Origin of the sequence: Paenibacillus abyssi, assembly GCF_014640295.1 — a bacterium.
Classification (GTDB): domain Bacteria; phylum Bacillota; class Bacilli; order Paenibacillales; family Paenibacillaceae; genus Paenibacillus_D; species Paenibacillus_D abyssi.
In genome coordinates this window covers 37,829-51,822 of sequence record NZ_BMGR01000018.1, presented here as the reverse complement: position 1 = coordinate 51,822, position 13,994 = coordinate 37,829, and the positions used below count along the sequence as shown (strand labels likewise).

Genomic DNA, 13,994 nt, shown 5'->3' with positions numbered 1-13,994 from the left:
ATTAAGCCTCCAAAAGTAATTTGGCTTAACCCAGCTTCTCCCGCAGAAAATCGAAGGATAAGCTTAATGCTTCTTCCAGTTGCGGCGTCGAACCGGCAAACGGATGCACCGCTCCGAACGTATGTCCAGTTTCCCGAATGATCTTATACCGGTGCTGAGGTGCATGCTCCCGGAGCTCATCGAATCCCCGCCGGAGACGGGCTCCATCCTGCTCCGCCATCAAAGCCAGCACCGGCGTGTGCAACCCTTGCATAATACGGATCACATCGAACCGCTCCCGGTTATGTTCCAAATCCTCATAAAATACCGGACTGATCGGCATCTGTTGCTTCGTCCGGGTATTCGGGATATAGGCAACGCCGTTCTTCTGCAGCTCGTCCTTGAATTTTTGGTCGAACAAATCCACGTAGGCCGTTCCGTTCCAGGTAACAACGGCCCCAATCTCCGGATGCTCCCCTGCAAAAATGACGCTGTTCGCACCGCCACGGCTGTGACCGATCAGTCCGATCCGCGCCAGATCAGCCGATTCGGCCATCGGCAGGCGATTCTCCTTTATCGCCTGCAGCAGTACTCCCAGGTCCTGCTGCTCGCGCGAATAGGTATTGACCGCAAACTTATCCAGCTCGTCGAAATCCGTCTCGTTCACCCCGCTGCACGAGAAGCTGAAGGTGACCGTATAGAAGCCCCGTGCCGCGAATCGCTCTGTCACATAAGGATAGAAACCCCAATCCTTGAAGCTCTTGAAGCCGTGAACGAAGATGACTATGGGACGCAGTCCTTCTCCCTCCGCCGCGAGCCTCACGTCCCCCCGAAGCCGCAGCCCTTCACCTAAATCCAGCAAAAACGTCTCATGATGAATTTTGTCCATCAATCCCATACCTCCCGAAGCTTGTACTGTCGGATCGGTCCGCGCGCAGGAACGAACATTGTTTGACCCTGAGCCCAATGTATCAGATGTGTGTAACAGTGGCAACCTCAGAAAGGTGAGAAATATAAAGACAGTCCAAAATATCCTCCGAAAAAATTTACAAGCTCTTCATAGCATATAAAGAGGCCAATGACTTTATTGGTATCACGGTCCAGCGAAATAAAAAACGGAGCCTGCACATGCGCGCGGCTCCGTTTTTCCGTTCATCCGCAAGTGAGGAATGAACATAACTCTTTTTTCAGATACATACGCAATTACTAATTAGAGAGCACTTCTCCTTGTTCTTCAATAACATAATGATGATCCGTTGAAGCCTCTTCAATGTGGCCGTATGCCCAATGTTTTGCGCTGACGTCTGTCCACGATGGCGTAGTTACACCTGTTAATGGTCCCCGGTTCAACAGACGATTGAATAACGTTACCGTTTCAGCACGGGTAGTATTCGCTTTTGGACGGAACGTTCCATCCGTATAACCGGTAATCAGGCCTGCTTGATTTGCAGCATTGATAGCATCGCGTGCCCAACTGCCCGAAATGTCCGAGAAGCGATCAGCTCCATTACCTTCAACCTGCTTAAGACGAGCTGCAAGACCTGCCATTTCTTCCCGGGTAATCGGTTGTTTCGGCCGGAATGTACCGTCCGGGTATCCGTTCATCATACCCGCTTTCGTAACGGCGGCGATTTCATCCGCGCTCCAATTGATGCTGCTTACATCCGTATACGCGATTTCCGAACCGGTTAGATCAGCATCAGCAAGCTGATAAATCCGGAACAGGATAGCGGCTACTTCCTCACGGGTCACATTCCGTTCAGGCATAAACATGCCGCCTGGATAACCTTCAATATACTTCATATGCTGACCTGCCGCTGTAGGAACTGTAACCGACACGCTTTCCGACTGCTTGGATTCCACGCCGTTAACGACGGCCGTAACCGTCAAGATATAGGTTTTGCCTGCAGCAAGTCCCGTTACATTATAACTGGAATCATTTACATTGGAAGCAATACGAACACCATCAACGTAAATATTATACGATGTCGCTCCCGGTACCGGATTCCATTTCAATGTGACGCCGCTTTGATCTGCCTGTTCGGCAGTTACTCCAACGGGACTAGCCGGCTGCTGCGGAGTAACGGCAGATAATCCGTTATTCTGTTTAAATTGGATAATCTGGAATCTACTGAACTTTTCGATCTCAATTTCAATGCCTGTCGGCTCACCGGCTTGGTTAAATACGATGTCGCCTGCAAGCAGCGCTTTCGTTCCGTCGCTGTGCTCAATAAATACTCGCAGGCTGTTTAAGAAATCGTCACGGTTTTGAGCCGTATCGGAAGGCACTTCAATATCCGTTAACGGGAATACTACCTTCGTCTTGAACCCTTTATAATTCGTTTCAATCTTCCTCGGGTGGCTTAAGACAACGATTTCCTTACCCGCTGCAGCTTGATGTACGAGCGGATTCACATGAACCTGGGTCAATGCTTCTCTCTGTTCCGTCTCTATCATGACAGGTATGATCCGGAAGTAAAGATCGTAACCCTGCTCGCTCAGTTCGGCAAGTACACTGCTTTGTAAACGAATGGATGCCTCTTCGGTTGCAATTTCAAGGTTTGCATTCCGTCCTGCCATCGTCGATACCGATGAACTTGGAATTTCGAATGCCATTTCATCCGATTTATCGCTTGCAGGCTGGTCCATTGAAAGGGTTACAATGCGGTTACGGTCATCAGGATCCGTTGGATTGATTCTCTCGGTTAAAGAATTGATTTGAGCGCCATCCATAATGATGGCATCCACTTTTCGGCCGTCATCCAGTGTCGTTCTTAAAACATTCACGAGCTCCTCTTTAAAGGAAGGAGATTCCGTATTACCTGTATTTACAGCAGATGTACGGTTGATTTGTCTTGTACTCGATGCTTCTTTGTTCACACTTTTGTTTTTAACAACAAGCAGGAAGTTTTTGGACACCGAAGCGTCTCCAACCGTAAGGGTTGCCGTTAAGATAACAGTAGCATCCTGTGTTTGCGGACGATTGACGTCGGCGTTTAATTTTCCGCTTACATCCACGCCGCCAAAATCTACGACATTTTCATTATTGGAGGACCAGGAAATGGCTGCGCCATAATCGCCTGTTTGCAGCAGCAGAAAGTTGGTCGTAATGCTTTCCCATGTATCGTCCGCCCCGAAACTAAATGCATTAGCGATCGTTAAATTTCTGGCCGCAGCCTTGACTGCTTCTGAATTTGACATCTCGTTCAAGTTTACGACGAACACCTTAGTAATCCTCTCCAACGGATTAGCCGGATTTTTTAATATTGCGGTAAGGGTAATCGTCTGATCGCCTTGACCGGGACCCGGACGCGTGACTTTTCCTGTTAACGGATCAATCATTCCTTCCGGTGTGGCGCTCCATTCGATATCAGAGCCGCTCTCGCCCTTTCTCGGCAAAAATACATTTTTCGTTACATGATTGGCGTCATCACCGGAGCTGAAAATAACTTCCAGCTGATCGGCATCGTTTGTTAAATTAAAAGTGCTGGTACCTTTTACAAGCAGATAAAAATCTTTATCGCGGAAAAATCCGTCCATCGAAAGCCGTGCCGTCAGCCGTACTTTCGTATCGCCGGCTTTGCGGTTCACAACGCCGGCAGCGCTAACCACATCCGTGTAATTGCTGGTCCATACAATATTCGTGCCGTTCGCGCCTGCTGCGGGCAGCGTTACATGCTGCGTAACGGAATCCGCATGATCACCTTCCGCATACCCGATGGCGAGGAGATCCGCATCTTCCGCCAGCCATGTTTTTGCATCCGCCGGCACAGCTTTGATTGTCAGTACATATTGTTTCGTTTGAACAACGTCGCCTCTTTTGATCGTTGCCGTTAAGGTAACCGTTTGATCTCTATCTGTGTGCGTCGGCCTGTTTACCGTACCTGTTGCGCTAATGACATCTTCATTGCTGGATGTCCAGGTAATTTCGGTATCGTTCTCGCCTGCTTGAGGAAGGTTCAATGCTGTTCTTACGGCATTAGGACGTTCATTTAATTCTCTAATGACATCCCAGGTCAAAGACGACTTGTCTTCATTTACGGCTTGCTCATCCGTATCGATACGTTTCTTTACAGTGACTGTAAACTCTTTTTCTACTGTAACGTCACCGCTTGCAATGATCGCTTTCAAGGTGACCGTTTTGTCGCCTTCCTCGTATGCGGGTCTCGTTACAATTCCCGCTGTGCTGATCACAGCTTCGTTGCTGGAAGTCCAGACAATCGCACTGCCGTATCTGCCGGCCGTAATGAGGTCAAGCTCTGTTTTTACCCCATTTGGAATCAGATTGGCTTTTCTTATAAGCTCCCAAGTCAAATGGTCCTTATCTAGTGCCGCAATTCTTGAATCTTTTGGCGTGTCCAAATTAAAGTTGTTTGACGTCATCGAAGCTTCCGCTCCGTCTACAATACTTTGATCTGCAGTAATCGACGCAAACGCGGAAGACATATCTTTCTTTGTCGCTTTGCCCACAAAGGACACCTTCAGCTCGGTCGCACTTATTCGCACAACCGAAATCTCCAGTCCCTCCGGCAGGTTGTTTACAACGATTCCGCCGGCTACATCTTCTTTAAATGTACCGTTCTTTAAAGAAACGGTTATGGTCTCAGAGATGCTGCCATCTTCGTTATCGCCAATCACATCCGGAGATACCTCGATCATCGGCAGCGGCTCCTGGAACAGAATCGCAAACGTATTGGATTCGATTCCTTCCGTCAACCCTTCCGTGAGAGGAGAAATAATCTGATTGCCCGCGACACTTACTTGTGCGTCATATACACTCTCCGTCACACTATGGCCCGGTACATTTCCGGCGATCGAGATAGTGATTTGCGTACTGCCGGTCCGTTCTACACTTCCAACGCTTAATCCTGAAGGGAAGCCGATCGGATTCACATCGCTTGCGCTAATGCTTTCTCCGAAGGTGCCATTTACCAGATTCATGATCAGTTTGTCCGATACACTTCCATCATTCCGGTCAGATTCGAACAAAACAGGCGTCTGTACCGTTAGAAACGGCTCCGCTTCCTCAAAATTGATTTTGAATGTATTGGTCGTTAACGGTGCATGGCTGCCTGCAATTTTTTCGGAATTGATGGTAACCGTTGCATTAAAAACATCATTCAAACTATTTGCAGTTCCCGTAAAATCAATTTTGATTTGGGAGTCCGACACTCTAGTAACCGTTGTGCCCAAGCCTTCAGGCAAATGGTTGACAAGCACATCGGCAGCGGCAATGTCAGCGGCAAACTTGCCGTTGGCTAACGTAATATATAAGGAATCCGTAATAACCCCGGAGCCGTATACGCTTTCGGACACAACACTGTTGTCTGCAACTATGCGGGCCGGATCGAAAAACGTGATATTAAACGTTTCGCTGGTGAGTCCTTTTGCCGCATCCACCAGATTCTCCTTCCCAATCGAAACGGAAGCATTTTTCACCGAAAATTCGCGGTTATGCCTGACGGCGTTGCCTGTGAAACTAATTTCAATTTCCGTACTGCTTTTTCTAACAAAATCAAAATCCAATCCTGGAGGAAGATTGTTGATTCGAATACCGGTTTTATCAAGCTCTTCTTTGAACGCGGCACCGCGGATTACAACCTTCTGTTTTCCGGTTAACGATCCGTCATTGTTAGACGACTCTACGATGTCTGCAGCGCCTCCGCCTTCGCCGATGATAATCTCGGCTTCTACCGCGGAAAAATCGCGCTCATCCAAGCTGGTGAAGTAGACAAAGCTTTTACTTTGAGAGGGAGCCAGTTCTGCGGAATCCCATGTCATTGTAATGCCGATATCTAATTGTATTGTCTTTCCTTTTGCGCTTGGTGTGTCGTAAGCTGCCGCTGCATACGGATCTGTATTGGAAAAGCCAAATACCGATGCGACAGCCCGCGGATCGCTGGAATAAAAGAAGAAAGGAATTCTTGAATTGAACGCTTGATACATCGGATCATTGTTATCAAAGGTTTCTGCCTTCACTACCGCTCTGCCGTCTTCGGCTGCCGTGTGAGTAACGGTGTTCGCAGTACTGTAGGAGCCTCCCTGAAAGACCGAATTATCCGGATCAAGGCTTCGCATAAAACGGGCGCTTTCATAGGTTTGATCAGACAAGTTTTTAATCGTAACTTCATTACGGTAATACTTGTCATTGACCTTAAAGCTGATGACCTGAGTGATCTCCATCTTACCCGCCCACGTCGAGACGACTGTTGCCTTCAGGAGGCCATTCTCCAGATCAGAGTTATTCGTAACCGTAGTGGGCATTTGCTTTGTGTTCATGAGGGATGAATTGGATTGGGCAAAGGTGCTTCCTCCAACCTTGTATCCAACAGCAAAACGCTCTTCCGGCGTTCCGGGCAAATAATAATCGACAGGCTTATCAAGACCTTGCCCATAGCCATCGTGGTCGGCACTCATGCCTACACCCGGATTTCCATCCGTCCCCCGGAAATTGGCCGGTTTTGCGCCTTTAGTGCCGAAATCACCCCAGTTGCTGATTCCCAGCTCGATATAATTGCCGCCCAGGAACAGCTCCGTTCCTCCCTCGCCGCCAAATACAGCCCGGGCACCGCCTATAGCCGATGCCTGCGTAGTTGCCGGAAGGACTGGAAAAAGAGAAACAATCATGGCCGCAATAACTAACAACGATAAGCTTCTTTTCATTTTTCTCATGTCTCCGCTTCTAAAATAGTAGTTAACATTTACGTTCCACCATTCTAGTGCAAGGCACTGGACAAATTCTGAACATTTTCATCAAAGTTTGACATAAACATAAAAACTACCCCAAAAAGAACAGGTAGTTTTGTTCAATCTGAACTATACAAGATAGCTGTGAATGAGTTCCTCTGTTTCTGTTTCAGGCGTTTCACCCATCTCTGCCCAAAGCTGCTCTTTCAGTCTAAGGTAAACCTCGGCCGCTTGTCTTTCTGCACCCGATTGAAGGTAATAGCTTATCAATTCCCTAGAATATCGCTCCTGGAACGGATCCATTTCAAGCAATTTATCCATAATGTCTTTAAAATAATCCGGCCTGGCCAGCCCATTGTCATGCCGGAACGCTGCCCCTTCCAATAATCGCTTAAACTTTTCCTTTATTTTTTCCTTATGCGGAATCGACCAATGATAATCCTCTCCGTCAAGGTAGTCGTTCCGATATAAATCAAGCAGCTTAACGAGGCTTTCTTTGTTTGGTTTGAAGAAATTTATTGCCTCTAGCAGTGATTCCACATCGCTTGTCTGATCGATACGAATGGAATAGCGCTCATCCTGATAGATAATCGGATTATCATTGCCTTGTATTTTCAATTCTTTCCGCAGTTTATAAATGCTCGTGTGCAGCAGAATCGACGCCTTCTCCAGCGATTCCTGCGGCCATAAATCTTCTATGATTTGGCTTCTGTGCATCGGGGCTGCATGGTGCAGCAAATATGCGCACAGCTCCTTCACCTTTCTTGTCCGCCACTTCAATGGCTGACCCTGAGCGTCATACAGCTCAAAATGGCCCATGAAACGCGCTCTAAACCCGTCGTTATAAGGAACAGAAGAAGTGTATGTCCTCCTTCTTTTCAATATCATCTCGATCGTCCTTCTTAATCTGTCTCGTTCAACAGGCTTTAAAACATAATCAAGTGCGTGGACATTAAAAGCATCCAGCGCATACTGGTTATAAGCGGTGACAAAAACGATATCCGCATCCATGCCGTATTGGCTTAAGCGTTCGGCAACCTCAATGCCGTTTGCATTCGGCATTTCGATGTCCAGAAAAATAATGTCCGGATTCAAGTCTTTAATCAGTTCCATACTGGCATTGGGATTCGTAAATTTTCCCGCAATCTGAACCCCCCCGATATCCAGCAATAGCTTTTCCAGCAGGCTGATCGCCAGCACCTCATCATCTATTAAGACAGCTCTCAGAATAATCACTCTCTCTTCAATTTGGATTATAGTATGGTATTGTAATCGTAATCGTTGTGCCCTTATCCGGTTCACTCTTCACCAGGAAGGATGCTTCCGGGAGCTGATGAATCCGCTTGGAGATGTTTAACAGCCCGACGCTTCCAAGATCGTGACTGGAAAATATTTGATGCACTTGCTCCTCGGACATCCCCGCCCCGTTATCTTCAATTTTAAATACGGCCATTTTTCCCGCTCGTTGAATAGTCAGCTTCACCTTGCCGTTATCGCCTTTCTTAATCACGCCATGCCGTATCGCGTTCTCCACAATCGGCTGCAATAGCAGCGTAGGGATCAGGCAGTTGATGCCGGTCTCCTTCTCCAGCTCAAAGGTGAATTGCTCCGGATAACGCGCTTTTTCAATTTCAACGTACGTATGAACCAGGAAGAGCTCCTTCTCCAGCGTCACGAGCCGGTTCGTATTGCTGAAATCGAAGCTTCCTCTTAAAAAGGCGGCGAAACTCGTAATCATGCTTCTTGTTTTATCAATATCCATATAGCTTAATGATAGAATGGAATTTAACACATTATATAGAAAGTGAGGCTTAATCTGCGCTTGTAAAAACGCCACCTCCATCGATACCGCTCTTCGCGCCGATTGTTTCAGCATAATCAAATTGCTGATTCTAGCTTTCAATTCAACCGAATCGAACGGTTTATGCAAAAAATCATTGGCGCCGGATTGGAAGGCTGCTACCATGTCCGCCGGCAGTATAGCCGCTGTCAGCATAAGAACAGGCAGCTCCGGCAACGTGTAGGTTTCTCTTATTTTTTGGCAGGTCTCATAGCCTGACATTCCCGGCATCATAATATCAAGAAGAATTAAGTCCACATCGGCATGTTCGGTCAGCTGCTTCAGCACATCCGCCCCATTGTTCACTCCGATGATATAATAACCCTCCGGTTCCAGCGTTTCGATCAGAACTTTAAGATTCGTATCGTCATCGTCCGCTATAATCACTTTTTTTCCTTCCGGATCTCCCGCTATAACAGGAAAATCAGAATAGCCTGTCTGTTCATGGGCAGCTCCATAATGGATGTTCTCGCCCATAGGCTCCACTCTTTCTCCCGCTGGCGCAGAAGGAATCCGGAAGATAAAGGAAGATCCCTTGTCCGGCTCGGATTCGGCCCAAATTTCTCCGCCCTGCAGTTCCACCAGATGCTTGGAAATACTTAGTCCCAGACCAATGCCTTGCTTGTTTTGCTCCAAGGTGCCCGACTGCCGGTAAGGATCAAAAATAGATTCAAGCTTATCTCTCTCAATCCCATAGCCCGGATCTTTCACGGAAACCGTGATGAAGCCGTTTTTCTCATAAGCTGTAATTTCAATAACACCCTGTTCCGTATGCTTAATCGCGTTATCGATCAAGTTATATAATATTTGCCGCAGCCGGTTTTCATCCGCTCTCACATAAGGCAGGTCGCGTGAAACCGAATTTTTAATCTCAATCTTTTTTTGCAGCATGTACGAAAATACTTCAGTGACCATGTATGTATTGGTAAAAAGGTCCACATTTTTGATTTCGATACTCAGCTCACCGTATTTCAGCTTTGAGAGGTCCAAGATATCATTGACCAGCGCGGATAACCGCTTGGCGATGTCGACAACCCAATTTACTTTCTCGCTCTGCTTTTTTGTGAGAGAGCCGCTGTCCGAACGGCTAAGCATGGATTGTAAAATCGCAATCATCCCGTGGAGCGGCGTACGAAATTCATGTGACGTTTTGGCCAGAAATTCATCCTTGAACTGGTCCGCCCGAATCAGGAGTTCGGAAAGCTCCTTATTTTTATTGAATGTATCTGCAAACCGATGTGCCATAAATAAAGAAAGCATAAGCAGATAAATATACGGCACAAAGGGAGGAAGCGCATTAATGTTGAGATTGGCGATCAGATTTAAAGTTCCCGTTAGAAAATACAGTATCATAGTAAAGGTGCCTAGTATTAAGTACACGCTGCCGGTCGTGCGGTTCAGGATTGCCCTGACTTGAATAAATAGAATAGTCAGGATGATCATTATCAAGTAGATAAAGCAAACGACTTCCAGCATGGAGTTTATGCGTATAGGCAGGAACATCGAACACACGAGCAGGATGCCGGCTATCGTTAAGCCTTTCACTGCCTTTGGGGCGGAAACCGGCTTTAAGGAAAAGTGAAAATATAACAGCAAAAAAAGCCCGATCAGCAAAGTTGATATGCCTTGAAGCCTTAAGAACAAACCATACGGCATAGCCTGAAACATCAGGTGCAATATTTTTTCACCGTGAGTCGCGGAATAGCAGACCATAGCAAAGCAAAAAAGCGAGAAAAACAATAAATGGATATCCCTGCGAAGATGCGCGTAAAATCCGAGAAAGTATAGTCCCATGATCATGAGGGAAGCCATCATAATAAAATCATAGGCCATCGCTTTCTCTCGAAACCGGTTGATGCTGTCCGCATCCCCCAAATAGATAGACGCAACGATGCCTCCGCCGGAGGCATAATCGAAATTGGCTGCATGCACAACCAATTCCAGCTGATCGTCTCCGTTATGAAAATAGGCAACATAGGGCGTATTGTGCGGCATATAAGAAGAACGGTCGCGTTCTGGCATCCCGCTATGTCCAATCAGTTCTCCGTTCGCATAGATTGCGTTGGACATGCGGATATTTGTCGTTTTAATGCCCCAAACCTGATTGTTGTCCGGCAGCTTTATGCGCAATCGATAGCTGGCACTCGTGTAGAGAGGGACCTTTTGACCTTCAAGCTTGTACTTTGACCACAGCGAAGGAACAGGCACATAGATCTTCCCCTCCCCTTCCCTATTGAAATATGCTGTATCCACCAAGGAGCCGGGCACAAACTCCCACTCGCCGTCTAATGCGATCGGGTCTTTCCCCGCAAAATGATAACCGCTTAAGTCAAGAAATCCTCGATTGGCCTTGGGAGTCTCTTCTTTTTTCTCGGTTAGTACGGATACCGCTCCCCACAGCAGAACGGGAATCAGCAGAATGCTAAATATAAATTCCAGTTTAATTTTCATAGCATTACCCCGTTATTCGACAAACTTCTACTTTTTTATACAAGAGTACCACAAAAAATTAGAAAGAAGCACCATTATTCGTAAAAAGCGGACAAGGTAGGATTCATTCTAATTAATCCTGCCAATCAGGTAAAAAAAAGCCGCCGGTTATGGCGGCAGCCTCGTCCTGGTAGTTTATGAGCTGTTATAAAAACTTCGTTATTTATGATACGGTTCTCCCATTCTCACCGACTGGTAAACCACATTCCGTGAAATCATCGTCCTCCAAGAACCAGAGGACGATTTTCTTAAGGGTCTTTCTATCGCTTTCCATATGTACTTCTTTTATTAATGCACGAAGCAAAGTTTTTTTCTCTTCATTTAAAGCACCATTGAACAACTCGTTAAATTGTTTCAATGCCTCAATAATTAATTCCTTGTTGATGTTTACCGCATCTCTTGCTTTGTCAATCTCTCTTTCTAGGTTTCGGATAATCTGTTGAACTTGGGATAGTTCAACCTCACATTCTCCGATAACCTGTTGTAAGTGGATGCAAATTGTCCTTTCTTAAATCTATCAAGATTTGTTGCATCCCGGGACGGTTAAAATCTTTGCCCGACCACCCACCATCTACGTACACATAATAAACTTCATATCCCTAGCCTCGCATTATTTTCTTAATGCTTCTTCTTGGGCGCTTAAAGAGAATCCCTCTTTCTTTTGCTCTTCTGTAGACACCCTGACGTAAATTGCTACTCTCTTTTTCTTGACTACCACTGATGTATAAAACGACATTTTTGTTTCCTCCTGAGCCTCGTGCGGCTTTGATTGTTTTTATCCTTGTTGTTTCTTTTGGGTATAGTTTTTAATAAGCTCGGCAAGCACACTAATTAACTCTTGCTTCTTTAGTTCCTCACGCGATTGAATCAACAATTCATTGCCAGCAATAAAACAAAATAGAAAATCCGATTTGCGCGAAATTCCGATTTATTTTCTCAAAACAGACTAAAAAAGATTTATTTTTGATTTCTCGACATCTGACACCTCTTCAAGAGTATAATTGACCATTTCCTCCGTCAATTCAGAAGCTTTTAATTGTTTGAAGTTCTTTTTTGACTAAAAGAAAACCGCCCTAATAATCAATAGGCGGTGAATTCCAAGCTAACCATGAATCCCCAAAGTGATGATTACTATTTTTTGTGAGTTAATAGCCAAGTATAAAGTTCAGCATTATTGTATGTCTCATGGAATACTTTATGGTCGTGTTTTAATCCGGAGTAATAAGTGACTTTGATATTCCCTCCTATATTTGTTAAAGCCTTTACCATATTTTCTGTTCCTGAAACATGGACAACATCATCGTCCACACAATGAAATGCCCATATTGGGACATTCTTTAGTAACATAGCCTTATCGGGCTCAAACCACCCTGAAATTGGAACTATGGCTGAAAATAGTTCTGGCGACCTTGAAGCAAAGTCCCATGTTCCGTTCCCACCCATACTAAATCCGGATAAATACACCCTGTCTAAATCAACTGGATAATTTGAGATTATTTCATCAACTAAGGCTATGACCAGGCGATATTCTAATGACCAATTTGAATCTGTTGGGCATTGTGGGGTAACAACAATAAAAGGAAGTCCGTTTTACTTTCTGCAATCCAAGTAAGCCCGTAATTATTTAATAGGCTAATATCCTCCCCACGTTTTTTGACACCATGTAAGAACAGAATTAATGGATATTTTTTTTCTTTTTTTGGTTCAAAATCATGTGGTAAAAACAATTGATAGTTCATACTCACGTTCGTAGGTGTATCCTTGTAAAACGAATGATTTGTAACTGCCATTTTTTAACCCCCATTCAATCGCGAAGCCTGATGCTGTTATGTTCGAAATTGAACTGTAAAAATCCTCCTTTTACACTTGACTACTAATTATTACGTAACTGCCCCTAACATTAACTTCTTGAATGAATACTTCAAAGTATCATTGACCTGGAGCCTCTATTGGACACTGTTAGTGAGCTCAGCCGCCATCCCCGTTGGGTCGCTACGTTTAGGGGCTGACAGCAGGACAGCTTGCAATGTCCGCCTCTCCACGTCAATGAACCGCTCCGCTTTCTTAAATCTTGTACTACATTGAAAAATCAAAAGTCGTGGCTTCGTTTTCATTATCAAAAAAAGAAACCGGATACAGTGTCTTTGTACAAGCCATAACAGAAGTTAATGAATAAAACGAACAAGCAAGATTTTATCTTGCTTGTCTCTTTTTTTTGAGCAGAGTCTCGCCATATGAAGGAATCATTTCTTTTATTTTCTGTTCCCACTCCTTTAAAGGCTGCGGGAATGTTCAAACCATAAACCGGTACCCCGATCCCCAAACCGTACCGATATATTGCGGCTTGGACGGGTTCTCCTCGATTTTGTCCCGGATCCGGGCGATATGTACCGTAACCGTCGACGCGTCGCCCAGCGCATCCATGCCCCAGATCCGTTCAAAAAGCTCTTCCTTGTTGAATACCCGATTGGCATTTTGCAGCAGAAACAGGAGCAGGTCGAATTCCTTTTGCGCCATGGTGACCTCGTTCCCGTTCACAAAAACCCGTCTGGCATCCCTTTGGATCTCCAGTCCCCTTACCTGGAGCTTGCCCCCTTCGTCAGGCTTGCCGAACCTTTCTTTCATCCGCTCAAATTTCTTCAGATGGGCGTTCACCCTGGCAACCAGTTCACCGGAACTGAACGGCTTTGTAATGTAATCGTCCGCGCCGAGACCGAGACCGTTAATTTTATAAATCTCCTCCGCCCTCGCCGATACGAGAAGCACGGGAATGTCTTCCTTCTCCCGGATGGTCCTCAAAACCTCAAACCCGTCTATCCCCGGCAGCATGATGTCCAGAATAATAAGGTCAAACGCTTTCTCCCGAAGCGCTGTCAAACCGTCGCTTCCGTTATTCACGATCTTAACCGTATAGCCGCTCAGCTCCAGGTAATCCTTTTGCAGATTGGCAATACTTGGATCGTCCTCAACAATCAGTATCCTTCTCATCGCAGCCTCC

At 45.8% G+C, this 13,994-nt stretch carries 8 protein-coding genes; all 8 read right to left on the bottom strand.

Going from position 1 to position 13,994, the window contains the following annotated elements; translation table 11 throughout:
- Positions 1 to 25: 25 nt before the first annotated feature.
- The 8 genes from IEW11_RS21845 to IEW11_RS21810 all read right to left on the bottom strand — a co-directional run bounded on the left by IEW11_RS21845 (position 26) and on the right by IEW11_RS21810 (position 13,984).
- Entirely contained in the window at positions 26 to 868 is an 843-nt protein-coding gene (locus IEW11_RS21845) for an alpha/beta hydrolase (RefSeq protein WP_229725551.1), read from the bottom strand.
- Positions 869 to 1,185: 317 nt separating this feature from the next.
- Positions 1,186 to 6,642: an immunoglobulin-like domain-containing protein gene (locus IEW11_RS21840; RefSeq protein WP_188533204.1), complete on the bottom strand. Its 5,457-nt coding sequence runs from the start codon at positions 6,640 to 6,642 to the stop codon at positions 1,186 to 1,188.
- A gap of 153 nt (positions 6,643 to 6,795) precedes the next feature.
- Entirely contained in the window at positions 6,796 to 7,902 is a 1,107-nt protein-coding gene (locus tag IEW11_RS21835) for a response regulator (RefSeq protein WP_188533203.1), read from the bottom strand.
- Positions 7,903 to 7,909: 7 nt separating this feature from the next.
- Positions 7,910 to 10,957 carry a hybrid sensor histidine kinase/response regulator gene (locus IEW11_RS21830; protein ID WP_188533202.1) on the bottom strand — a complete coding sequence of 1,016 codons (3,048 nt, stop codon included), beginning with the start codon at positions 10,955 to 10,957 and terminating at the stop codon, positions 7,910 to 7,912.
- Between the two features lie 649 nt (positions 10,958 to 11,606).
- Entirely contained in the window at positions 11,607 to 11,732 is a 126-nt protein-coding gene (locus IEW11_RS21825) for a recombinase family protein (protein ID WP_188533201.1), read from the bottom strand.
- Positions 11,733 to 12,127: 395 nt separating this feature from the next.
- A complete protein-coding gene (locus IEW11_RS25400; protein ID WP_373289371.1) occupies positions 12,128 to 12,511 on the bottom strand; it encodes a carboxylesterase family protein in 384 nt (127 codons plus the stop codon).
- Between the two features lie 14 nt (positions 12,512 to 12,525).
- A complete protein-coding gene (locus tag IEW11_RS21815) occupies positions 12,526 to 12,786 on the bottom strand; it encodes a hypothetical protein (RefSeq protein ID WP_188533200.1) in 261 nt (86 codons plus the stop codon).
- Positions 12,787 to 13,288: 502 nt separating this feature from the next.
- The gene (locus IEW11_RS21810) at positions 13,289 to 13,984 is read right to left on the bottom strand and encodes a response regulator transcription factor (RefSeq protein ID WP_188533199.1); all 696 of its coding nucleotides are present in this window, start codon (positions 13,982 to 13,984) and stop codon (positions 13,289 to 13,291) included.
- Positions 13,985 to 13,994 lie beyond the last annotated feature (10 nt).

Bases quoted from the DNA above. Each gene is read 5' to 3' on its own strand.
- IEW11_RS21845 (WP_229725551.1), bottom strand. From the start codon at position 868: ATGGACAAAATTCATCATGAGACGTTTTTGCTGGATTTAGGTGAAGGG.
- IEW11_RS21840 (WP_188533204.1), bottom strand. From the start codon at position 6,642: ATGAAAAGAAGCTTATCGTTGTTAGTTATTGCGGCCATGATTGTTTCT.
- IEW11_RS21830 (WP_188533202.1), bottom strand. From the start codon at position 10,957: ATGAAAATTAAACTGGAATTTATATTTAGCATTCTGCTGATTCCCGTT.
- IEW11_RS21825 (WP_188533201.1), bottom strand. From the start codon at position 11,732: ATGTCGTTTTATACATCAGTGGTAGTCAAGAAAAAGAGAGTAGCAATT.
- IEW11_RS21815 (WP_188533200.1), bottom strand. From the start codon at position 12,786: ATGGCAGTTACAAATCATTCGTTTTACAAGGATACACCTACGAACGTG.
- IEW11_RS21810 (WP_188533199.1), bottom strand. From the start codon at position 13,984: ATGAGAAGGATACTGATTGTTGAGGACGATCCAAGTATTGCCAATCTG.